Consider the following 21,775-nt stretch of genomic DNA (forward strand, 5'->3'; position numbering starts at 1 on the left):
GAATCCGTGGCCGCCACGGATGTCCGACGGCCCGGCCCGGGCGCACGCTGGTCCTCGGAAACAGCGAGCCGGTGCCGAGGCCCGGCCGGAACGAGCGAAAGGACCGAAACAATGGCTGACACGAGCGCCGCGCCCACGAGGAAGGTGATCGCCTCGACGTACCTCTCCCTCGACGGGGTCATCGCGAACCCGCACCTGTGGATGCTTTCGTACATGACCGAGGAGGGGCAGCGGTACGCCCTGGAGCAGCTGTTCGGCAGTGACGCCCTGCTGCTGGGGCGCGCCACGTACGAGGGGTTCGCCCAGGCCTGGCCGAGCATGCCGCGCGACGAGGCCGGCTTCGCCGACCGGATGAACAGCCTGCCGAAGTATGTCGTCTCGACGACCCTGCAACGCCTCGGCTGGCACAACTCCACCGTCATCGCCGGTGACGTCGCCAAGGAGGTCGCGGAGCTCAAGCGGCAGCCCGGCAAGGACATCCTGATGTACGGGTGCGGCCGGCTCGCCCGCACCCTGCTCGACAACGACCTGCTCGACGAGCTGCGGTTCTGGCTGCACCCGGTCTTCGTGGGTGACGGGCGGGTGGAGAACGGAGACCTGCTGTTCCGCGACGGCGGTGCGGCGAACCTGAGACTCGTCGGACAGACCGAGCTCAGCTCGGGCGTCGTGATTCTGCGCTACCAGCCGGCGGAGAAGCGGTAGCGCCCGTCCGATCCCACCGGTTGAAGGAGAGCACATGACGTACCCTCCACCGCGGTACCTCGGCGCTGCTGGTGAGGCCAGCGCGACGTACCGCATGGCCGACGCCGCACCAGAGCTCCGCTACACCAACGGCGGTTCGGCGCACTACCTGGCTACCGGCGCCACGACGAACGGTCAGTTCGGCCTCTACCGCTGGGACATGGGCCCGACACCGAGCGGCCCGGCCCCGCACTTCCACCGCTCCATCTCCGAGTCGTTCTACATCCTCGCCGGCTCGGTACGGATCTACGACGGCAGCCGCTGGATCGACACCGAGCCGGGCGATTTCGTCCACGTGCCGGAGGGCGGGGTGCACGCGTTCCGCAACGAGTCCGGCTTGCCCGCGTCGATGTTGCTGCACTTCGCGCCGGGCGCCCCCAGGGAGGGCTACTTCGAGGGGCTGCCCGGGCTGGCGGCGCTGAGCGAGGAGGAACAGGCCGAGTTCTTCCTCCGCCACGACACCTACTGGCTCTGAAAGGAGGGTGTTCCACGATGCATCCGAAACTCCGTCAACTCTCGGTCACGGCTGACGGACGAAGTCAATCTCGACCGATGCAAAGAACGGCTCAACGCTGACGCACTGCCAGCCGATCGGCTCCACGGCGTTGATGATCAGGTCGATCTCCTTGCGGATGTGCTTCATCGACACTCTGCGGCGGGTATCGATGTCGAAACCGGCGCTGAACGTGACATCGCCCTGGTTGAAGGCGGTTCTGGCGTCCGAGACGAGCTTTTGCATACGCCACGCATGAATCAGCCCCATGTCGGCTCCCTTCTGAGGCGGATCGGTCGTCTGGGCGGTGGTTGCCGCCCGCTGTCCGCCCAAGCGGGTCGATCCGCTCGGCCTCGTCGGCGTGCAGCGGACAGGGGTGGCGGTCGGGATCGGGCCGGTGATGACGGCACCCCCGGCGGCAGTCGGGTTCCCTGTCCCGATCACCCGCCGCCTCGAGAGCATATGGCTGTCCCTCTATGCTCGTAAAGCTCCATTATCGAAACTGGTTCTAGAAGATCGCTCTAGTTTGGCGCTAGTCTGGCGGCTATGGCGGAGACGGTGACGGCGGTCGTGACCGGAGCCAATCGCGGCATCGGGTTCGCGGTGGCCACCGATTTGGTGCGGCGGGGCTGCCGGGTGGTGCTGGTGGCCAGGAGCCGGGCGCGGGGCGAGCAGGCGGTGGCGGCGCTGGGGGCGTCGCCGGGCGGCGCGGGTGGCTCGGCGGAACTGGTGGTGGGCGACCTTTCGGTGTTGTCGTCCATTCGGGCGGTCGCGGTCGAACTCGACAGTCGCTGCGATCGAATCGACGTGCTGGTGCACAACGCCGGTGTCTGGCCGACCCGGCTGGTGCGCACCGAGGACGGGTACGAGCAGTCGTTCGCGGTGAACCACTTGGCGCCGTTCCTGCTCAACCACCTGCTGGAGGAGCGGCTGGTGAGGGTGGTCCAGGTCAGCGCCGGCCTCTACGTCAAGGGCAGGGTGGACCCGGATCGGACGCCCGGGGGCGAGGACTTCCACTGGATGCGTACCTATTGCGACACGAAGCTTGCGAACCTGCTCACCGTGCCGTTGTTCGCGAAGCACTGGGAGAATGCCGGGGTGACCATCGACGCAGTGCATCCCGGCGTGGTCAGGACCGGATTGGGGGACCCCGGCGGCGTGAAAGGCCTGCTGCTCAAGGCGATCAAGCGCCGGTGGGACGCTCCGGAGGCCGGCGCGGCACCGGTGACGCGCCTGGCGTTCGCGCCCGGTGAGAGATCCGGCCGCTACTTCGACGGTGACCGTCCGGTACCGCTCGCGCCCGTGGCGGACGATCCGGTCCTGGCTCGACGGCTGTGGGATCAGGGGATGGCTCATGTCGCCTAAGCAACAGCGGGGTGAGGCGACTGCGGAGCGGCTGCTGGCCGCGGCGCTGCACGTGTTCGATTCGGCCGGCCAGCCCGGCTTCACGGTCAACGCCGTGACTGCCGCCAGCGGGGTCAGCCTCGGCAGTCTCTACCACCATTTCGGCAGCTTCGACGGGCTGGCCGCGGCGCTGTACAGCCGGTGCATGGCGGCGCTGTTCGACGAGTTGATCACGGCGCTGAGCCGGGCCCGGACCGCCCGCACCGGCGTCCGCGCCATCGTGGCGGCCTACCTGCGCTTTACCGAGGACAACCCGGCCGCAGCGCGCTTCATCCACGCCTCGGCCTACGCCGGCTACCTGGCCGCGCACGCCGAACAGGTGACGGCGGCCAAGGCGCCGCGCATGGCGGCCGTCGCTGGCTGGCTGCGGCCACGGATGGCGGCCGGTGAGATCGCCACCCTGCCGGAGTCCCTGATCGAGATGCTGCTGATCGGCCCGGTGGCGGAGACCGCGCGCCGGTGGCTCGCCGGCGTGCCGGGCATCGACCTCGGGCAGGCTGCCCGCGTGCTGCCCGACCGGATCTGGCGTTCGCTGGCGCCGGACTGAACCCGGGCCAGTTCAAGGGGGTGACCGTAGCGAGGGGTTGCTGCTGGCCGCTCGATCGGCGAGGTCGCGAACGGCCGCCTGGTATTGCGGTTGCGTGTGGTACGGCCAGTGGCGCTCGACGGGCGGTGGCACGGTGTCAGCCGGGTCGACGGTCACGGCGTGGGGATCGCGGAGCCGCATGTCCACCGATTCGGCTGCCGGGGTGTCGCACGGTGGCACTGTGCCCCGGCGCTCGAAGATGGGTCCACCGATCGGGTCGGTGTCCCGCCAGAGGTTGCGCCACCGCCAGTCGAGTCGCCCGCCCAGGTCGCACAGCGTCTGCTGGCCGAGGTAGGCCGGGTAGAGGCGGGCGTAGATGCGGCGCAGCGGGGAGCCGTGGGTCAGCAGGGAGACCCTGGGCAGGGCGGTCGGCGGCAGTTGCAGGACGGTGGCTGCGGCCAGGACCGAACCGTGGCTGTGTCCGGAGATGACCACGGGGCCCTGCGCGGCGAGCGCGGAGACCCGCTTGGTCAGTTCGGGTACTGCCCGGGCGGCGTAGCAGGGGGGCGCGAAGGGGTGGACGGTGCGGGGCCAGAAGGTGCCCAGATCCCATAGGACCGCCACGAGGCGTCGGGTCTCGGCCGACCGGTACGAGCGGAAGCCGAGGATCATGAGGCCGATCACGAGCAGGCTGATGACCCAGATCGCCACGTCGGTGACGTGAGCGACGAGCAGGCCCGTTCCGTCGCGTTGGCCGCTGAGCTCTGCCGCTAGCTGAGTGGGACCGATCCCGATCAGGTCCAGCGCGATGGTGGCCAGGCCCAGCGAGGAGATCACGAAGAACGTGACCAGGATCGGGGCGAGTTCCTCGGTCACGTGCGACTTGGCGACGGTCTCCCGCACGAGGCGTAGCCGGGGCACCGCGTCGAGGGGCACCTGCGGGTAGTCCTGTTCGACGACGCGCTCGGCCAGGGTCCACCGCCGGCGGCGACTGAGCACGAGCGTGGCTGTGGTGACCCCGGTGATGATCAGCAGCGCGGTGAGTCCGGCGAGGGCGGCCCACCAGTACGCGACGGGCGGCTCCAGGGGGCCGAGGACGGGTGGGTTCGGCCGGATCGGATTGGGAATGTAGCCGCGGTCGAGGTAGTCGGCGACCCGGAAGACCAGGGTGGCGGTGAAGGCCGCGGCGACGCTGACCGACAACGCCGCCACGACGGGCGTGCCGAGTCCGCGCAGGAACGGACGGGTCCCGGTCGGCTGCTTCCACTGGCGTGCGAACGTGACGACGGCGATCGCCACGAGCAGGATGCCCTGTGCCGCGACCAGGCCGCCGGTGCTGCCCTCGTAGCCCGGCAACTGCCTGATCACGGGCTGGGCCGCGCGGGTGAGGGCGGCGTAGCCGAGGCTCAGGACGGTCACGCCGGCGGTGGCTGCCCACAGCGGGCGCAGGAAGCGACGGGCCTGCGCGGGGCTGGCCGGCACGGGCAGGCAGAGCAGCACCGCGCAGAACGCCACCAGGGCTGCGGCGGCGGCGAACAGCAGCATGCCCAGCCGACTTCGTCCGCCGTCGGACAGGGCGGCGAGCAGGCTGGCGTCGAGCGTGCCGGCGCTGATCCCGACGTGGATCTGACGAAGCCAGGCGGTGACGCGTTCGTCGTCCCAGAACCCGCGGGTGGTGAGGCTCTCGGTCATCTCCGAGGCCTGTGGCTCGGCCGAGGTCGGGCCGAAGCCCTCGAACGCCCGGGCGGAGCGCGCGCCGATCGCCCAGACCAGGCGGAGTGCGAGCAGTGGGATGAGCGACAGCACGGCCAGGCGCGGGCCCATCGGCAGCGTGGCGAGCCAGGACAGGTAGGGCCGGCCGGTCCGGCACTCGACGTATGGCACGCACTGCCAGCCGACGAGGTTCAGCGTGACGCCGATGATCGAGAGCGTGAAGGCGGCGGTGAGGGTGCCGGCGAGCAGGCGGCACAGCGCGCCGAGCAGACCGAACCGGTCGGTTGGCGTCGGGCGCAGCCAGATCGCGAGGTTGCCCAGCATGAACGGCAACAGCAGCAGCATGGACGCCGTGCGCACCGCGGCGCCGGCCGTCAGCGCGCCCCAGCGGTACGCCTCGACGGCAACTCCGGCGGTGGCGCCCCCGGCCGCGCCGACTCCCGGCCGGGGCCGATAGAACCCTGCGTGCCGATCCCCGGCGACGCGCACCACGATCGGGTGGTCGAGAATCTTCTCCGCCGACGCGCCGGACACCCCGTGCACGCGCAGCTCAACGGTCTCATGTCCGGGTGCTGTGCCCACGCCGTTCAGGGTCACAAAAAGTGACGCCGCCCGCTGCCGAACATCGATCACCGGAAGGTGGTGGCCGCGGTTCCGGGCTCGGGCGATCCGTGACTGTCAGGGGCCCGGCCGGCCTGGATGAGCGCGATGCCCGTGGTGCGCAGCCGCTCGGGTAGCGGGGAAGGGACGGGGGTTGTCCGGGATTCCCGGACAACCCCCGTGCGGCTACCCGCCTTTGCGGCGCGGTCAGCGCGTCAGAGCGAACCGTTGCGCCAGGGGCCCGTGATGGCGAACGTGATGCCGGGGCTCTGCGCGTTGACGAACATCCAGTTGCCGTTCTTCGGATCGAAGGTCGACCCGGCCCACTCGGAACCGGCGTAGTCGCCGGGGGCGACCGACTTGCCGGGGATCCCGCCAGCCGGGATCACGACCTGGTTCAGCGCGAACGGGAAGATCTCGCCGTCGGTGGTCAGGCCGTGCAGGTATTCGCCCTCGCTGCCGTCCTCGCAGAGCACGATGCCACCGCGCGGGCTGACGCAGATGTTGTCGGGGTTGTTCAGCACGCTGGCATCCGGCGACGCGAAGAGCACTCGCATCGTCTCGGCCTGCGGGTCGTACTCGAAGACCTGGCCCTGGCCCTTCGGCCCGCCGCTGGTGGACACGATGTAGACGCGGTCGTTGCCGTACCAGGCGCCCTCGAGCCGCTTGAACACGGCGGCGCCGAGTGCGGCGCCCTGCACCGCGGGGCGGGTCTCGCCCGGGGCGTAGTCGGGGTTGGGCACCGTGACCCAGGAGGTCCGGTACTCCACGCCGGTGCCGTCGGCGTAGGTCGAGTACGACGATCCGTCCGGGGTCTGCACGACGAGCATCTGCAGCTCGCCGCCGGCGGACAACTCGCCCGCCTTGTTGGGCAGGTAGCGGTAGAAGCCGGACGGGGTGGCGTCCTCGGTCAGGTAGACGATCCCGGTCCTCGGGTCGACCGCGACCGCCTCGTGGCTGAACCGCCCCATCGCCTTGAGGGGACGGGGGTCACCCTTGCGGTCGTAGGGGACCTCGAAGACGTACCCGTGGCGAGTGCCGTCCGGGGCGATCTCGGTGGTCTCCTCGCAGGTCAGCCAGGTGCCCCAGGGTGTCGGCCCGCCAGCGCAGTTGCGGATCGTGCCGGACAGGCTGCCCCAGGACTCGAGGAACTGGCCCCTGTCCGGGTCGAACACCAGGTTGGACGTGCCGCCACCAGCGGCCGGGTTGTACGCCGGTGTGGTGAACGCACCGGTGTAGCTGCCACGCTCGTGGTTGCGGACCAGCGCGATCTTGCCGTCCGGGCGGCGGAACGCGGCCATCCCGTCGTGCGCACCCGGGGTTGCCACGCCGTCCGACATCAGGTCGCCGGTCCAGCCGTAGCTGATGTACTCGAAGCCCTTGGGCAGGGCCAGCAGTTCCAGCCCCGTGGTGTGGTCCCTGGTCGGGTGGAGCGGACCGTAGTCGGGGCTGGACGGGCGCTTGCTCATCGGTGCCGCGCCGGCGGTACGCGCACCGAGAGCTTCCAGGGGGCCGAGCGCGGCGAGTGCGGCTGCCGTCACGAGGCTACGCTTGAGAAGGCCGCGACGGGCCAGGCCCGGATCGATGTGCTCTGTCATGGATGCCATCTCCCTCTCACGTCAGGTCGCGAGCACGCTATCGATGGCGGGTCACGCCCACGCCCAACAAGTCGGGAACCATGCGTGAATTGCTGGCCCTGCCAGCCGAGCCGGAACCGCTGACCGTCTCACCGGGGTCGGCGCGACGACGTCCAGCCCTGCTGATGCAGCCGTTCGATACCGTCCAGCAGCAGGTCCAGCGCGAACTCGAACTCGAACTGGTCGTCGCAGCCCTGCCCCACGACCGACGCGTCGTCGTGGGATGCCGCCCCGGCGATTTCGGCCAGGTGCGGGAATCGGGCCGCGACCTCCGGTGGTAGGGCCGCCGGCGGGTCCGGGTCGGCGATGCCGGACCGGCCGGCGCGCCGGGAGGCGTCGAACAGCTCCTGGCTGAAGCCCAGGATCCGGCTGCCCATCGCGTGCATCACGTGGTGGGCGAGGTCGGCGGTGAACCCGCCGGCCCGCAACGTCCCGACCACCGAGTCGAGGTAGGCGAGGATGGCCGGCGTCGCCATGTTCCGCGACTCGATCGCGAGCGGCGCCCAGGGGTGGCGCCGCAGCACCTGCCGCGCCGAGAGGATGCGCCCGCGGACGACGTGCTTCCAGTCGGCGTCGGGCACCGGCGGATCGATCTCGCCGACGACCATGTCGATCATGCCGTCGAGCAGTTCGTCCTTGTTGGCCACGTGCTTGTAGAGGGCCATCGGCACGACGCCCAGATCCTGGGCGAGGTTGCGCATGCTGAGGGACTCGATCCCGGCCTCGTCGGCGAGCGCGACGGCGGCGCGCAGGACCCGGGTCCTGCTCAGCGGCGTCCGGCGCAGCGTGTCAGCCTGCTCAGCCATCTCGGTCCTCGTCTTTCCGGCGACGGTGGAAACCATAACCGCCTTGACGGGTGTACGGCGTACACCTACGCTGCTTCCATCAGGTGTACGCCGTACACCTTGAGGGGAGGGAAGATGAAGGCGATCGTCCAGGACCGATACGGCCCGCCGGAGACGCTCACGCTCGCGGACGTCGACGCGCCGGTGCCCGCCGCCGACGAGGTGCTCGTGCGCGTCGAGGCCGCCGCGCTCAACGCGTACGACTGGCACGCCATGCGTGGCGACCCACGGATGGCGCGGTTGGCCATGGGCCGGTCGAGGCCCCGGGCGCGCATCCGTGGCCGCGACTTCGCCGGCCGGGTCGAGGCCGTTGGCACCGACGTTCGGCAGGTGCGCCCGGGTGACGCCGTCTTCGGCGACCTCGGCGACGCCAACGGCGCGTTCGCCGAGTACGTATCCGTGCCCGAGACCCTGGTCGCGCCGAAGCCGGCGAACCTGACGCCGCAGCAGGCAGCCGCCCTGCCGCTGGCCGGTACCACCGCGCTCATGGGACTGTGCGACGTCGGGCGGGTCGAGCCCGGCCACCGCGTCCTCATCAACGGCGCCTCCGGCGGTGTCGGCACCCTGGCCGTCCAACTGGCCAGGGCGCTCGGCGCGACCGTGACCGCAGTGTGCAGCACCCGCAACATCGACCTGGTCCGCTCCCTCGGTGCCGAACACGTCGTCGACTACACCTGCGACGACTTCACCCGCGACGCCCGCCGCCACGACGTCGTGTTCGACCTGGTCGGCAACCGCTCACTCACCGCGCTCCGGCGGGCGCTGACCCCGACCGGGACGCTGGTGCTCTCCGGCGGCGGCGTGTACCGGGGCGGCAGCCTCATCGGACCGATCTGGCTCCTCGCGCGCGGGCGGCTACTGGCACCCTTCGTTCGACACCGCATCGTCACACTCACCACGGCACCCAGCCGGCAACACCTCGACACGCTCCGCGCCCACGCCGAGACCGGCCGCCTCACCCCGGTCATCGACCGGACCTACCCGCTCCACGAGGTGCCCCAGGCCATCCGGTACCTCGAAGGTGAACGCGCGCGGGCGAAAGTGGTCGTCACCATCTGACGCACTGGCTGGTGAGGTCGCTTCAGGTCGTGACCAGGGAATGAGGTCGTCCACGCCGTGGTGGGCCCTCGGACCGCACGGCGTCGCATGTCGCTCAGGCGGGCCGGCCCGGACTCAGGCGTCGCGGGCGAACAGGGCCAGGCGTACCCGGTTGGGGCTGCCGGTCTTGGTCATCAGGCTGGTGATGTGGGTCTTGACCGTGGTGACGCCGATGTGGAGCCGTTCGGCGATCTCCGTGTTGGAGAAGCCTTCGGCGACCAGGTTCAGCACGTCCTGCTCCCGGGCGGTCAGCCCTTCGACCGGCCGACGTGTCTCGGCGCGGGCGTGCACCGCGCGTTGCACGAGGCGTCGCAGCACCTCCTGGCTGAACGGGCTGTCACCGGCGGCGGCCCGGCGGACGCCGTCCAGCAGGTCGGCGGGGGGCGCGTCCTTGAGCAGGAATCCGCAGGCGCCAGCGGTCAGGGCCGGGTAGAGGTGGTCGTCGTCGCCGAACGTGGTCAGTACCACGACGCGGGTGGCGGGGCGGTCGGCGAGGATGCGGCTGGTCGCGGTGATCCCGTCGACGCCGGGCATGCGCAGGTCCATGACGACGACGTCGGGGATGAGCCGCGCGGCGAGGAGGATCGCGTCGCGGCCGTTGTCGGCCTCGCCGACGACCTCGATGTCGGTCTGGGCGTCGCAGAGCATGCGCAGGCCCGCGCGGATGAGGTGCTGGTCGTCGACCAGCAGGACGCGGATCATGCCGGCTCCGCCGTGCGCGGCCCCACCGGGTCCTCGCGTTCGTGCGGCACCGACGAGGCCGGCGTGGCGGCGGGGGAGCGGGGACCGGGCGCCGGCGCGGCGGCCGGGAGGACGGTACGCACCCGCCAACCCGCGCCCGTCGGCCCGGCCTCCAACTGCCCGCCGAGGACCTCGACGCGTTCGCGCATGCCGGTGATGCCGTGGCCCCCGATGGACGGCACCGCCGCCGGCACCCACCCGCCACCGTCGTCCGACACCTCCCAGTGGACGGCCCCGTCGACCACGCCGACCGACAGCCGGGCCAGCGCGGACGTGCCGGCGTGCTTGGCCACGTTGGTCAGCGCCTCCTGGGTCAGGCGCAACACCGCCAGACCCCGGACCGCGTCGAGCGAACCGATCGCCGGGTCGATGTCGGCCTCCACGGTGACGCCGGCCTGGCGGGCCCGGTCGACGGATGCGCCGAGGGCGGCCGGAAGCGCCGACGGCTCGATCGCGGTCAGGGCCGCGTCGCCGCGTACGCCCTCGGGGTCGCGCAGGACCGCGACCAGCCTGCGCAGGTCGGCCAGGGCCGCGCTCCCCGTGCCGTGCACGTCGTCGAACACCTCGTGCACCCGTGGGTCCAGGTCGGTCAGCACGTGCCGCGCGACGCCGACCCGCAGCACCATCGACGCGACGTGGTGCGCGACCACGTCGTGCAGTTCCCGGGCGATGGCGCTGCGTTCGTCGGCGCGCGCGGCGCGGCTCTCCGACTCGCGCCGGCGCTGCTCCTCCGCCGCCCGCTCCTGCGCCTGCCGGGCGAGTTCCCGGGTGGTCCGGATGACCAGGCCGAGCAGCAGCGGGACGCCGACCTCCACCAGCAGCCCGAAGACGCCGGAGAGGACCCGCAGGAACGGGTCGCCGATCGAGTCGGTCAGGTCGACCACGGCCAGCAGCCCGGCGGCCAGCCAGATGGTCCGTGGTCGGCGCGCCCGCATGGTCAGCTCGAGCAACGCCCAGCTGGCGCCCACCTGGTTGATCGCGATGTCGTCGATCAGGCCGATCGCCACCGCCAGCAGCGCGGTCTGCACCACCAGGTTCGCCAGGGGCCGGCGGTGCAGCATCGGCGCGACGGCGAACGCGGCCACGGCCAGGACCCACTGCATGGCGGGCGGCGTGTTGCCGCTGGCCGGGTTGCCGAGGACCAGGTAGCCGACGCCGCTCAGGTCGAGTAGCAGCATCCGCACGAGCGTGTCGCGCGCGTCGAACAGCCGCCCCACCCACCTCACGGCGTCAGCCTAGGCGCTGCGGCTCGGGGCGGGAACCTTGCTCGTCCACCTGGCCCGGACGCCCAGGTAGGCGGCCAGGCCGAGCGGCCCGAGCAGGATCGTCAGCACCAGCACCGGCGCCATGACCAGCGACGGGACGCCGCGTTCCCGGCTGTCGAGCCATGCCCACCGGCCGACGAACAGGTCGAACGCGATCATGTGTGCCCAGGCCGCCGCCGCGCCGTCGTCGGTGCCCAGCAGGTCGCGTATGCCGGTCAGGGTCGGGGACGCGACGGCCGGCAGCACCTCGGCGAGCGCCGGGATCACCAGGATCGCGTAGATCGCCAGGACCGGCGCCACGATCAGCGGCGACCTGATGACCCGGCCGGTCACGGACCAGTGCGGCAGCAGGATCATCAGCGCCCAGAACGGCGCGGCCACCGCGAACGTCAGGGTGAACAGCGTCCCGGTCATGCGGCCAGCACCAGCTCCGGTCGGGGCCGACGGGCCGCCACCACGCCGGCGCTGGCCGCGGCGGTGGCCACCACCAGGGCCGCCACGGCGGTCAGGGTGAGCGCGTCCGGCCGCAGCAGCGGCTGCCCGCGCAGCGCCTGCCAGGTGAGCAGGAGCGTGAGTGCGCCGTACGCGCCGCCGGCGACGACCAGCAGCCGTGCCCGGGTGCGCTCGTCGAGTCGCCCGCCGGCGAACCGGGTCAGCAGGATGGCCAGGATCGGCAGCGCCTGTAACGCGTGCAGCCCCACGAAGTGCCCGATCCGCAGGTCCCCACCGGTGGTGCTCCACCCGACCAGCGGCAGCCCCGGCCCGCCGTCCGGCACGCCCACGCTGTGCGCCCCGGCGACCCCCTCGATGCTCTGGGCCTGGTCGGGCATCGCCATCGGTATCGCCACCAGCATGCCGAGCAGCGTAAGGCCGAGTGCCCACCCGATCGCGGTCCTGCCGGCCCGGTTCGCGATCGGCTGCCGGAGCACCACGATGCCGATGACGACGTGGGCGGCGAACAGCACCATGATCGTCGCACCCATCAGCTGCCACAGGGCGGCGTTCAGCGGACTGGTCTCGTTGAAGTGGCTGGTCGTGCCGCGCAGCACCTGCCCGACGATGATCGCCATCTCCACCACGCCCACGGCGACGACGGTGGTGGCCGCCCACTCCGCGATCCGGCTGCGACGCGGCAGCAGGGAGAGCATCCAGGCCAGGGTGGTGCCGTAGAGCACGAAGGACACCGAGAACTTGAACGGCTTGAGCCAGATCGGCACGCCGGTGAGGACCCGCGAGTCGGCGACGATGCCGACCGCGGAGACGACGGCGAGGACGGCCATCGCCCAGACGAAGGTCATCAGTGGGCGGTTCCACTGTGCGGCCCGACGAAGTGTGGTTGTCATACCTGCAGATGCTGGTGCGCGGCCTGGCTGACTTCGCCCGACCTCGAGCCCGGGTTACGGCCGACGGTCGGAGCGCGTCTCCTCCCTGGGGAGGAGACGCGCCTCCCGAACCTCCAGCCCGTCCCGGCAGCCCGTTCGGTGACGTCGTGGCGGCTGCCGTCGAGCGCCGCCGTCAGCCCACGCCGATGCGGACCGGCTCGCCGTCGGGTCCGCCGGGCAGCCGGACGACCACCCGTCCGTCCGCCGCCGTCACGATGCCCCGGCTCGCGTGGACCGGCCGGTCGGTGACCAGCACCACCTCGTCGTCGCCCTGCGTCGGGCGCAGCAGCACCTCGTCGCCGTGCTGGGCGACCAGGTCGCAGGTCGTTTCCACCAGCGTCGCGGCGCCGACCCTGATTCCGTACGGCAGGACCAGCCCGGTCCGCGCGGGCACCCGCAGCCGTCGGCCGGCCAGCACCGGCTCGCCGTGCCAGCCCAGCGCGACGGTCACCGCCGACGGGGCCACGTTGACCAGGTGCAACAGCCGCTGCCCGGCGCGGTCCACGGTCGAGGTGAGCACCAGCCCGGGGCCGTCCGGGTCGGGGGCGAGTCGGGGACGCACCCCGAGCCGGTCCAGGGCGGTACGCCAGAAGCCCAGGTCGCACGGGACGTCGGCGGCGACCACCAGGGCCCGGCCGGCGCCGACGCTGACCTCCACCGCGCACGGCTCGCCGGAGCCCACCTCGGTCAGCAGCGGCTCGGCGGTCGCGCCGGCGAGCCGCTGGGCGTAGCCGACCCGGACCTCGGCCGTCCAGCCGACCCCGACGACCGAGGGGAAGTAGTGCGGTCCGCCGTCGGCCCGCCCGGTGACGGTGAGTCCGAGCGCGTCGGCCAGCAGGGTGCACGGGGTGCCGTCGTGGTCCCGTTCGGGCAGCACCCCGTGCAGCAGCAGCCGGCCGCCGCGGCGCAGGTGCGCGACCAGCCGCTGCTGGACGTCTCGGCCGAGGGTGGCGGCGCTGGCCAGGGCGATCAGCGGTGGAGTGGTCGCCGGGTCGGCCGACTGGAGGTCGACGGCGGGGAACGAGAAGCCGGCGAGCAGCAACGCCCGGGCCAGCACGTCGCGCGGGCCCATGCCGCGGAACCGTTCCAGGTCGGCGACCTGCTCGGCGCGGGACGCCGAGGCCGGGTGGTGGTACTCGGTCAGGTAGTGGTCGGGCACGAAGCCGAGCGCCAGCCCGTCGTGCTCCTCGTCGGAGTCGGCCAGCAGGTCGGCGATCCCGCCGATGGCGCGCAGCGCGCGTCGGGCCGCGTCGAAGGTCGGGTTGAGTCGCCCGTCGGGGTCGACCGGCGCGGCGAACCCGTGTCGCTCTCCGGTGAACGCGATCCGGTCGTTTCCGTCGCCCACCGGCTCGGCCAGCGGCGGGTTGTAGCCGCCGGCGAAGAGGTAGAGGTTGAGCAGCCGATTGCCCTGCGCCACGCAGAGCCGGGCCTTCAGCTCGACCGCCTCGGGCGGGTAGAGGGTGGACAGGTCCTGCCCGTAGTCGCCGTTGCCGGCCTCGAACTCCAGCGAGGTCAGTGGCTGGTCGGCGTCGTGCACGGCGGCCAGGAAGGCGTTGCCGACGTACAGGTCGGCGACGTTGGTGACGGTCAGGTCGCCCAGGTAGTAGTCGGAGCCGGAGGTGAGCTGCGGCTGGCCCCGGTAGGCCTCGAAGAGCTGGCTGATTCCGATCGGGAAGGTGCGCCCGCGCCCGCCGCCGGTGCCGTGGACGTTGACCAGGAAGGGCACCCCGGTCACTCCGTGCCGCTCGGCGGAGGCGCGCAGCGCCGCGACGTAGCGTCGGTAGCGGTCGCGCATGTAGCGGCCCAGGGCGTCGTGCACCGCCAGGGACCGCGGCTCGGCCGGCGTCCGCAACGCCGCCGACCAGGCAACCGGGTCGCCCGGGTCGGCGCCGGTCCGCTCGGCGGCGCCGTCCTTGCCGTACCGGTCGACCGCCCACCGGCGCAGGTCCTCGCAGACCCCGTCGGTCAGGTCGGGGGAGTTGGTCACCCAGGAGAGCATCCCGATCTCGTTGTCCAACTGGACCGCGATCACCGGTCCGCCCCGGTCGGCGAGCCGCTCGGCGATCACCGGCATCACCTCGGCGTACCAGCCGTCGGCGGCGGCGAGGAACTCCGGCGCCAGGTAGTCGATGGTGCGGGTGTCGATCGGCGCGCCGTCCCAGGTGGTCGGCAGCAGGTGCGGGTGTTCGTCGTACAGCCGGTAGGGGATGCCCTCGTTCTTGACCTCGGCCATGATGAACGGGCCGGGCCGGACGATCGCCTGTAGACCCCGCGCGTCGGCCAGGTCCAGGAAGCCGCCGAGGTCGCGCTGTTCGTGGGTACGGCCGGTGAGGTCCACCGTGCCGTCCGGTAGTTCGTGCCAGAGCCACGGCACGTAGGTCGCCACGGTGTCGCCGCCGCACTCGCGGAGCCGGTCGAGCCGGTCTGCCCACTGGGCCCGGGGTAGCCGGAAGTAGTGCACCTCCCCGGCGAGCAGCAGTCGGGGTCGACCGTCGACGACGATCCTGCGGTCGTGGAGAAGAACTCGCGACATGCGGTTTCCCTCTTCCTCTCGCCGGACTTCCCAGGCGTCCACTTGTGATCTGGCTCGCACCTGCTTATGGTGCCTGAAACCGGTTTCTGTCAACCGCACGTTACGGATCGAGGGGGCCATGGGCAACAGTCGGGTCACGGTTCGGGAGATCGCCCGGCTCGCCGGCGTCTCCGTCGCCACGGTGTCCCGGGTCTGGAACGGCACCGGCCAGGTGTCGGAGGAGATGCGCCGGCGCGTCCTCGAAGCCATCGAGGAGCACGGATACCGGCCGGACCACCTCGGGCAAGCGTTGGCCGCCCGCCGGCACGGCGCGCTCGGCCTGGTCTTCCCCGGTCTGTCCGGCCCCTACTTCACCGAGCTGATCCAGGGCTTCGAGTCGGAGGCGGTGCCGGCCCGGGCCAGCGTGCACATCCTCTGCACGCACATGCGTGAGGACTCCGACGCGCAGGTGCTGGAGATGGCCCGCCGGGTCGACGGGATCGCGGTCATCGGCGGCACCATTTCCGAACCGGTTCTGCTCCGGCTCGCCGAGATGGTCCAGGTCGTCGTGCTGGCCGGCCGGGGGACGGGGACGGTTCCCTCGGTCAGCGTCGACAACGCGCCCGCCATGACCCGGCTGACCCGGCACCTGCTCGTCGACCACGGCCTGCGCGACCTGGCCTTCGTCGGCAACCCGGACGGGTCGCCCGACATCAGCGAGCGGTGGGCCGGTTTCCTCGCCGCCCACCGGGAGCTGGCGCTCACCCCGCCCGCCGAGCCGGTCCGGGTCGCCATGCAGCAGCCCGACGGCGTCCTCGCCGCCGAGCAGCTGCTGCGTGGCGGGGCCGCGCCGCAGGCGGTCGTCTGCGCCAACGACGAGATCGCTCTCGGCGTCCTCGTCGGCGCCCTCGGCCGGGGCCTGCGGGTGCCCGAGGACCTCGTGATCACCGGGTTCGACGACGCACCCATGGCCGCGCTCGTCTCGCCCCCGCTCACCACCGTCCGGCAGCCGGTGCGAGACCTGGCCGCGGAGGCCGCCCGGCTGATCCTGAACGCCGTCGAGGCCCCTGGCACGGCGGCTCCCGACAGCATCGTCCTCCCCACCGAGCTCGTCGTGCGCCACAGCTGCGGCTGCCCGACGGGCGCTCCCCTTGGAGGTATCGGTCAATGAAGAGATCGAAGCTCGCCCGGATCGCCGCGATCGCGGCCGCCGTCGCCCTCGCGGCCAGCGGCTGCACCGGCACCGAACAGAAGTCCGGCCCCGGCACCGACGGGCGGGTCGCGTTCCTCGACTACGGTGACTTCGGCGGCGGCAGCAACCCGCAGGCCAACTACAACCCGTACCTGGAGGCCAGCCGGCTCGGCGCCACCGAGTACGTCTTCGAGCAGCTGATCACCTACGACAACTACGGGTGCCAGGCCAAGCCCTGGCTCGCCACCGAATGGAAGTGGACCGACCCGCAGACGCTCGTCTGGAAGCTGCGCGACGGGGTGAAGTGGAACGACGGCAAACCGTTCTCCGCCGACGACGTCACCTTCACCTACGACATGCTCAAGGCGCACAAGGCGCTGGACGTCAAGGGCATCTGGCGGTACCTCAGCGCGGTCGAGGCGACCGACCCGCACACCGTCACCATGCGGTTCACCCAGCCCGGTGCGGCGGCGTTCACGCTGTTCAGCGAGATCAAGGTCGTACCGAAGCACGTCTGGTCCACCGTCGGCGACCCGGTGACCTTCACCAACGCCGAGAGGCCGGTCGGCACCGGACCGTTCACCGTCAAGGCGTTCAACCCCCAGCAGCTGACGCTCGGCCGCAACGCCGACTACTGGCAGGCCGACAAGGTCAAGGTCGACGAGCTGCGGTTCCACAAGGCCGACGGTGGCGGGCAGATCGACCAGCTCAAGCTCAGCCGAGGCGAGTACGACACCAACGCCATGTTCGTGCCGGACGTCCAGAAGGCGTACGTCGACCGGGACCCGGAGCACAACAGGTACTGGTACCCCTCCGGCGGCTCGATCAGCGTCTACATGAACCTCACCAGGGCGCCGTTCAACGACACCGCCTTCCGCAAGGCCCTGGTGCCCGCGTTCAACCGGCAGGAGATCGTCGACAAGGCGCAGCTCGGCTACGTCAAGCCGGCGAGCCAGACCGGTCTCGTGGTGCCCGGCCAGGCCGACTGGCTGCCCAAGGACATCCCCAACCAGGGCGTGGTCGGCTACGACGCGGCCAGGGCCGACGCCGACCTGACCGCCGCCGGCTATCCCCGCAACGGCGACGGCAAGCGCGTCGGCAAGGACGGCAAGCCGATCTCCTTCAGCTTCCGGGTGCCCGGCTCCTGGACCGACTGGGTGCAGGCGCAGCGGATCATCGTGGCGAACCTGACCGCGCTCGGCTTCGCCGTCCGGGCCGAGACCCCCACCCCCGAGGCGTACGAGAACGACCGCGCGATCGGCAACTACGACATGCTGCTCGGCGTGCACGGCGGCAGCTGCAACATGTTCCGCAACTTCCAGGAGCCGCTGGCCAGCGACCAGTCCGCGCCGGTGGGCAAGAAGGCGGTCAGCAACTTCGTCCGTTGGAACGACCCGCGCACCGACGAACTCATCGACAGGCTGCGCACCGCCACCGACGAGGCGGCGCAGAAGGCCGCGGTCGCCGACCTGACCAAGGTGATGACCGAGCAGGTGCCGATGATTCCGCTCTGGTACGGCGCCAAGTGGTTCCAGTACCGCACCGCGAAGGCGACCGGCTGGCCCAACGAACAGAACCCGTACGCCGCGCCCAGCGACAACCTGCTGATCATCACCAACCTGCAGCCCGCCGCGACCGGCGCCAAGTAGCCGACGGCCGGCCGGCGCCCCGCGCGTCGGCCGGCCCGTCGGAGGAGAAGGGACGGCTCCCGTGGCCTACTTCGCCAGACGCTTCGCTTTCTTCCTCGGCACCCTGTGGGCCGCCGTCACCCTCAACTTCCTGATCCCCCGGCTGCAGCCCGGAGACCCGGCCGAGGCCATCGTGTCCCGGCTGGCCGGGCAGAGCGAAAGCATCGATCCGGCCCAACTGCAGGCCATCCGGATCATGTTGGGCACCCCCGACGGCAATCTCTTCGAGCAGTACCTGCAGTACCTCGGCGCGGTGGTGCAGGGCGACTTCGGGGTGTCGTACACCTACTTCCCCTACAGCGTGACCCACATGATCGGGCAGGCGCTGCCGTGGACCGTGATCCTCGTCGGGGTCACCCAGATCATCTCGTTCGTCGTCGGCACACTGCTGGGCACCTGGGCCGCGTACCGCCGCAACAGCCGCGTCGACTCGGTCATCACCCTCGGTTCGACGTTCCTCGGGACGCTGCCGTTCTTCTGGCTCGCCCTGCTGCTCATCTACGTGTTCGCGATCACCCTGCGCTGGTTCCCCGAGCGCGGCGGGTACGGCGGCGGCAGCTCACCCGGTTGGAGCTGGATCTTCATCTCCGACGCCTTCCAGCACAGCGTGCTGCCCGCCGTGGCGCTGCTCATCACCGGCCCGATCGGCTGGATCATCGGCATGCGCAACAACATGGTGCAGAGCCTGGGTGAGGACCACACCCGCCTCGCCGTCGCCCGTGGCCTGCCCCGGCGACGCATCGCCATCACCTACGGTGCGCGCATCGCGATCCTGCCCAACGTCACCGGCTTCGCCATCGCGCTGGGCAGCGTACTCGGCGGCACCGTGCTGGTCGAGACGGTCTTCAACTATCCCGGCATGGGCCGGCTGCTCCTCGAGTCGGTGTCCAGCCGGGACTACCCGCTGATGCAGGCGATCTTCCTGTTCACCACGATCGGTGTGCTGGTGGCGAACTTCCTGGCCGACCTGCTGTACGGCTTCCTCGACCCACGGGTGCGAAAGGTGGAGTCGGCATGAGAATCGCCCGCGACGAGCGGGGTGAGGTCGCATGAGCACGCCGGCCCCCGCCGTACCCGCCCGGGGCACGGACACCGAAGGCGTCCAGGCCGCCGCCACCGAACTCGCCCGCCACAGCCGGCTGCCCGGCTGGTTCGTCATCCTCTGGCGCAACCGCAAGTGCCGCGTCGGGCTGCTGATGCTGACCGCGTTCATCGCGGTCGCGGTCCTCGCGCCGCTCATCGCGCCGTACGACCCGCGTGACGACGGCTTCCCCACGTCGCTCGGCCCGACCGGCGGCCACTGGCTCGGCACCACCGCCCAGGGCGAGGACGTCCTGTCCCAACTGGTCGTCGGCGCCCGCACCTCGCTCGTCGTCGGCCTCGCGGCCGGTGCCCTGTCCACCCTGATCGGGCTGGTCATCGGATTGACCGCCGGCTACCTGCGGGGCTGGGTCGACGAGGTGCTGTCCTTCCTGATCAACCTTGGGCTGGTCGTGCCCGCGCTGCCGCTGATGGTGACGCTCGCCGCGTACGCCCCGGTCCGCGGGCTGTGGCTGATCATCTTCGTGATCAGCGTGACCGGCTGGGCGTACGGCGCCCGGATCAAGCGGTCCCAGATCATCACGCTGCGCACCCGCGACTACATCACCGCGGCCCGGTTCGCCGGCGACGGCACCGCGCGCATCATCGCCCGGGAGATCGTGCCGAACATGACCTCGCTGATCGTGGTCGGCTTCATGGGCGCGGCGCTCGGCGCGATCGGCGGCGAGGCGGGCCTGGCCTTCCTCGGGCTCGGCGACCCGCAGACGGTCAGCTGGGGCACCATGCTCAACCAGGCGAGCCTCGGCGGCGCCCTGCTCACCGGCCAGTGGGCCTGGCTGGTCGCCCCCGGCCTGGCCCTGTCCCTGCTGATCACCTCCTTCACGCTGATCAACTTCGGCATCGACGCGCTGAGCAACCCCCACCTGCGGGAGGACTGACATGACCCTGCTCGAGGTGGACCACCTCACCGTCACGTACACCCCCCGCGACCTCCCGGCGAACCGGGCCGTGCACGACGTCTCGTTCACCATCGCCGAGGGCGAGTTCGTCGGCCTGCTCGGCGAGTCCGGCTGCGGCAAGTCGACGCTCGGCAACGCCGTGCTGCGGCTGCTCTCCCCGCCGGCCCGCATCACCGGTGGCCAGGTCACCTTCGACGGCGTCGACCTGACCACCGCCGGAGAGGAACAGTTGCGGGAGCTGCGCTGGGCGGACCTGTCCACCGTCTTCCAGAGCAGCATGAACTCGCTCAACCCGGTGATCCGGGTTCAGGCGCAGTTCGCCGACACCTTCGCCGCGCACAAGGTGCCCGGCGACGTCACCGAACGGGCCATCGAGCTGCTCGAGCTGGTGGCCCTGGACCGGCGGGTGCTCCGGGCGTACCCGCACGAGCTCTCCGGCGGCATGAAACAGCGCGTGGCGCTGGCCCTCGCGCTCGCGTTGCGCCCCAAGCTGGTGCTGCTCGACGAGCCCACCACCGGGCTGGACGTGGTGGTGCAGCGCGAGATCCTCACCCGGCTGGCCGAGCTGCGCCGCGAGCTCGGCTTCGCGGTGCTGTTCATCAGCCACGACCTGGGCACCGTCCTCGACATGGCCGACCGGGTGATGGTGATGTACGGCGGCGAGATCGTGGAGGACCGGCGGGCCGCCGGCATGCTCCACGAGCCACGGCACCCCTACACGCGCGGCCTGCTCGGCTCGTACGCCGACCCCCGGCTGCCGGACGTGCGGGTCACCTACATCCCCGGTCGGCCACCGGACCTGTCCCGGCCGCACACCGGCTGCCTCTTCACCCCGCGCTGTCCGCACGCCGAGGACGCCTGCCGCACGACGCACCCGCAGCTGCTCCCCGACCACGGCGGGCTGGTCCGCTGCCTGGTCGCCCAGGAGGACCGGCTGCCGTTCGTCACCCTCGGCGCCGCCGCCACCCTCGACAGCCACTTCCCGGCCGCCGGCGCCCTGACCCGGCAGGCCGACACTTCCGCGAGCGAGGGCGACGCGGTGCTGTCCGTGGAGAACGTGAGCAAGCGTTACACGAGCCGGCGCGGGTTGCGCACCAGCACCGTCGAGGCCGTCCGCGAGGTGTCCTTCGCGCTGCGCCCCGGCGCGGTGACCGCCCTGGTCGGGCAGAGCGGCAGCGGCAAGTCGACGATCGCCCGGATCATCACCGGGGTGGAACGCCCCAGCGCCGGCGAGGTGCGGTTCACCGGCGGCTCCGGAACCGAGATCCGGGTGGACCGGCTGCGCGGCCGGGCCCTGCGCGACTACCGGCGGCACGTGCAGATGGTCTTCCAGGACCCGTTCAGCGCGCTGAACCCGACCCGCACGGTGGCGTACGCCCTGTCCCGGCCGCTGGTCAACTTCGCCGGGCTGCGCGGCGACGCCGTCCGCGAGCGCGCGGCCCAGCTGCTGGAGCGGGTCGGGCTCGCCCCGGCCGGGCAGTTCCTCGACAAGCTGCCGCACCAGCTCTCCGGCGGGCAGCGGCAGCGGGTGGTGACCGCCCGGGCCCTCGCCCCCGACCCGCAGGTGCTGATCGCCGACGAGCCGATCTCCATGCTGGACGTGTCGATCCGCGCCGAGATCCTGGAGCTGCTCGGCGAGCTGGTCCGGGAGCGGCGGCTGGCGATGCTCTACATCACCCACGACCTGCTCAGCGCCCGGCTGCTCGCCGACGAGGTGCTGGTGCTCCACCAGGGGATCCTGGTGGAGCGCGGCCCGACCCGCGAGGTGATCGGCGCCCCCCGGGACGACTACACCAGGTTGCTGCTCGACTCGATCCCCAACCCGTTCGCGGAAGCCACCGGCAGGGAGAGCACGCCGTCGGCCTGACATCAGGGCGCCCGCCACTGCCCGACGGCCACCGGGCCCCGGCCGGCCTCCCCACGGTGACGGGGGAGGGG

At 71.6% G+C, this 21,775-nt stretch carries 19 protein-coding genes; 10 read left to right on the forward strand and 9 right to left on the reverse strand.

Annotated features, from left to right (window positions below):
- Positions 1–111 precede the first annotated feature (111 nt).
- Positions 112–702, forward strand: a complete 591-nt coding sequence (locus ABT006_RS13320; RefSeq protein ID WP_350705995.1) for a dihydrofolate reductase family protein — start codon at positions 112–114, stop codon at positions 700–702.
- A gap of 34 nt (positions 703–736) precedes the next feature.
- The gene (locus tag ABT006_RS13325) at positions 737–1,216 is read left to right on the forward strand and encodes a cupin domain-containing protein (protein WP_350705997.1); all 480 of its coding nucleotides are present in this window, start codon (positions 737–739) and stop codon (positions 1,214–1,216) included.
- A 45-nt stretch (positions 1,217–1,261) separates the two neighbouring features.
- On the opposite strand, the gene ABT006_RS13330 is transcribed toward ABT006_RS13325, so the two are convergent.
- Positions 1,262–1,678: a hypothetical protein gene (locus ABT006_RS13330; RefSeq protein WP_350705999.1), complete on the reverse strand. Its 417-nt coding sequence runs from the start codon at positions 1,676–1,678 to the stop codon at positions 1,262–1,264.
- A 102-nt stretch (positions 1,679–1,780) separates the two neighbouring features.
- Between ABT006_RS13330 and ABT006_RS13335 the strand changes: the two genes are divergently transcribed.
- Together ABT006_RS13335 and ABT006_RS13340 are read left to right on the forward strand one after the other, a co-directional pair.
- Positions 1,781–2,599, forward strand: a complete 819-nt coding sequence (locus ABT006_RS13335) for an SDR family NAD(P)-dependent oxidoreductase (RefSeq protein ID WP_350706001.1) — start codon at positions 1,781–1,783, stop codon at positions 2,597–2,599.
- Positions 2,589–3,185 carry a TetR/AcrR family transcriptional regulator gene (locus ABT006_RS13340; RefSeq protein WP_350706003.1) on the forward strand — a complete coding sequence of 199 codons (597 nt, stop codon included), beginning with the start codon at positions 2,589–2,591 and terminating at the stop codon, positions 3,183–3,185. The genes ABT006_RS13335 and ABT006_RS13340 overlap by 11 nt, the downstream gene beginning before the upstream one ends.
- Before the next feature lie 12 nt (positions 3,186–3,197).
- Here the strand turns inward: ABT006_RS13340 and ABT006_RS13345 are convergent, their stop codons facing one another.
- The 3 genes from ABT006_RS13345 to ABT006_RS13355 form a co-directional block, all read right to left on the reverse strand.
- Positions 3,198–5,459, reverse strand: coding sequence for a hypothetical protein (locus ABT006_RS13345; RefSeq protein WP_350706005.1), 2,262 nt, complete (start codon positions 5,457–5,459; stop codon positions 3,198–3,200).
- Positions 5,460–5,692: 233 nt separating this feature from the next.
- Positions 5,693–7,075 carry an alkaline phosphatase PhoX gene (locus ABT006_RS13350; RefSeq protein WP_350706007.1) on the reverse strand — a complete coding sequence of 461 codons (1,383 nt, stop codon included), beginning with the start codon at positions 7,073–7,075 and terminating at the stop codon, positions 5,693–5,695.
- Between the two features lie 128 nt (positions 7,076–7,203).
- The gene (locus ABT006_RS13355; protein WP_350706009.1) at positions 7,204–7,920 is read right to left on the reverse strand and encodes a TetR/AcrR family transcriptional regulator; all 717 of its coding nucleotides are present in this window, start codon (positions 7,918–7,920) and stop codon (positions 7,204–7,206) included.
- Positions 7,921–8,034: 114 nt separating this feature from the next.
- On the opposite strand from ABT006_RS13355, the gene ABT006_RS13360 reads away from it, so the two are divergent.
- The gene (locus tag ABT006_RS13360; protein ID WP_350706011.1) at positions 8,035–9,018 is read left to right on the forward strand and encodes an NAD(P)-dependent alcohol dehydrogenase; all 984 of its coding nucleotides are present in this window, start codon (positions 8,035–8,037) and stop codon (positions 9,016–9,018) included.
- A gap of 114 nt (positions 9,019–9,132) precedes the next feature.
- Here ABT006_RS13360 and ABT006_RS13365 read toward each other — a convergent pair whose 3' ends face one another.
- The 5 genes from ABT006_RS13365 to ABT006_RS13385 all read right to left on the reverse strand — a co-directional run bounded on the left by ABT006_RS13365 (position 9,133) and on the right by ABT006_RS13385 (position 14,978).
- The gene (locus ABT006_RS13365; protein WP_350706012.1) at positions 9,133–9,759 is read right to left on the reverse strand and encodes a response regulator; all 627 of its coding nucleotides are present in this window, start codon (positions 9,757–9,759) and stop codon (positions 9,133–9,135) included.
- Entirely contained in the window at positions 9,756–11,024 is a 1,269-nt protein-coding gene (locus ABT006_RS13370; protein ID WP_350706014.1) for a sensor histidine kinase, read from the reverse strand. The genes ABT006_RS13365 and ABT006_RS13370 overlap by 4 nt, the downstream gene beginning before the upstream one ends.
- A 9-nt stretch (positions 11,025–11,033) precedes the next feature.
- Complete coding sequence (locus tag ABT006_RS13375) at positions 11,034–11,477, reverse strand: ABA4-like family protein (protein WP_350706016.1); 444 nt, start codon at positions 11,475–11,477, stop codon at positions 11,034–11,036.
- Entirely contained in the window at positions 11,474–12,406 is a 933-nt protein-coding gene (locus ABT006_RS13380) for a hypothetical protein (protein WP_350706017.1), read from the reverse strand. Before ABT006_RS13380 ends, ABT006_RS13375 begins: the two co-directional genes overlap by 4 nt.
- 172 nt (positions 12,407–12,578) lie before the next feature.
- Positions 12,579–14,978: a beta-galactosidase gene (locus ABT006_RS13385; RefSeq protein WP_350706019.1), complete on the reverse strand. Its 2,400-nt coding sequence runs from the start codon at positions 14,976–14,978 to the stop codon at positions 12,579–12,581.
- Positions 14,979–15,096: 118 nt separating this feature from the next.
- Here ABT006_RS13385 and ABT006_RS13390 point away from each other — a divergent pair, with 118 nt between their 5' ends.
- From ABT006_RS13390 to ABT006_RS13410, 5 genes are all read left to right on the forward strand, one after another.
- Positions 15,097–16,128 (forward strand): LacI family DNA-binding transcriptional regulator, encoded by a 1,032-nt coding sequence (locus ABT006_RS13390; protein WP_350706021.1) that lies wholly within the window; start codon positions 15,097–15,099, stop codon positions 16,126–16,128.
- The gene (locus ABT006_RS13395; RefSeq protein WP_350706023.1) at positions 16,125–17,798 is read left to right on the forward strand and encodes an ABC transporter substrate-binding protein; all 1,674 of its coding nucleotides are present in this window, start codon (positions 16,125–16,127) and stop codon (positions 17,796–17,798) included. The genes ABT006_RS13390 and ABT006_RS13395 overlap by 4 nt, the downstream gene beginning before the upstream one ends.
- 61 nt (positions 17,799–17,859) lie before the next feature.
- Positions 17,860–18,855, forward strand: a complete 996-nt coding sequence (locus tag ABT006_RS13400; protein ID WP_350706025.1) for an ABC transporter permease — start codon at positions 17,860–17,862, stop codon at positions 18,853–18,855.
- A gap of 31 nt (positions 18,856–18,886) precedes the next feature.
- Positions 18,887–19,816, forward strand: a complete 930-nt coding sequence (locus ABT006_RS13405) for an ABC transporter permease (RefSeq protein ID WP_350706027.1) — start codon at positions 18,887–18,889, stop codon at positions 19,814–19,816.
- A gap of 1 nt (position 19,817) precedes the next feature.
- The gene (locus ABT006_RS13410; RefSeq protein ID WP_350706029.1) at positions 19,818–21,704 is read left to right on the forward strand and encodes an ABC transporter ATP-binding protein; all 1,887 of its coding nucleotides are present in this window, start codon (positions 19,818–19,820) and stop codon (positions 21,702–21,704) included.
- Positions 21,705–21,775: the final 71 nt, after the last annotated feature.

Origin of the sequence: Micromonospora sp. NPDC002717 (assembly GCF_040295705.1) — a bacterium.
Taxonomy (GTDB): Bacteria; Actinomycetota; Actinomycetes; order Mycobacteriales; family Micromonosporaceae; genus Micromonospora.

Coding starts and splice junctions, on each gene's coding strand:
- ABT006_RS13320 (WP_350705995.1), top strand. CDS start 112: ATGGCTGACACGAGCGCCGCGCCCACGAGGAAGGTGATCGCCTCGACG.
- ABT006_RS13325 (WP_350705997.1), top strand. CDS start 737: ATGACGTACCCTCCACCGCGGTACCTCGGCGCTGCTGGTGAGGCCAGC.
- ABT006_RS13335 (WP_350706001.1), top strand. CDS start 1,781: ATGGCGGAGACGGTGACGGCGGTCGTGACCGGAGCCAATCGCGGCATC.
- ABT006_RS13340 (WP_350706003.1), top strand. CDS start 2,589: ATGTCGCCTAAGCAACAGCGGGGTGAGGCGACTGCGGAGCGGCTGCTG.
- ABT006_RS13350 (WP_350706007.1), bottom strand. CDS start 7,075: ATGACAGAGCACATCGATCCGGGCCTGGCCCGTCGCGGCCTTCTCAAG.
- ABT006_RS13355 (WP_350706009.1), bottom strand. CDS start 7,920: ATGGCTGAGCAGGCTGACACGCTGCGCCGGACGCCGCTGAGCAGGACC.
- ABT006_RS13360 (WP_350706011.1), top strand. CDS start 8,035: ATGAAGGCGATCGTCCAGGACCGATACGGCCCGCCGGAGACGCTCACG.
- ABT006_RS13365 (WP_350706012.1), bottom strand. CDS start 9,759: ATGATCCGCGTCCTGCTGGTCGACGACCAGCACCTCATCCGCGCGGGC.
- ABT006_RS13375 (WP_350706016.1), bottom strand. CDS start 11,477: ATGACCGGGACGCTGTTCACCCTGACGTTCGCGGTGGCCGCGCCGTTC.
- ABT006_RS13380 (WP_350706017.1), bottom strand. CDS start 12,406: ATGACAACCACACTTCGTCGGGCCGCACAGTGGAACCGCCCACTGATG.
- ABT006_RS13385 (WP_350706019.1), bottom strand. CDS start 14,978: ATGTCGCGAGTTCTTCTCCACGACCGCAGGATCGTCGTCGACGGTCGA.
- ABT006_RS13390 (WP_350706021.1), top strand. CDS start 15,097: ATGGGCAACAGTCGGGTCACGGTTCGGGAGATCGCCCGGCTCGCCGGC.
- ABT006_RS13395 (WP_350706023.1), top strand. CDS start 16,125: ATGAAGAGATCGAAGCTCGCCCGGATCGCCGCGATCGCGGCCGCCGTC.
- ABT006_RS13405 (WP_350706027.1), top strand. CDS start 18,887: ATGAGCACGCCGGCCCCCGCCGTACCCGCCCGGGGCACGGACACCGAA.
- ABT006_RS13410 (WP_350706029.1), top strand. CDS start 19,818: ATGACCCTGCTCGAGGTGGACCACCTCACCGTCACGTACACCCCCCGC.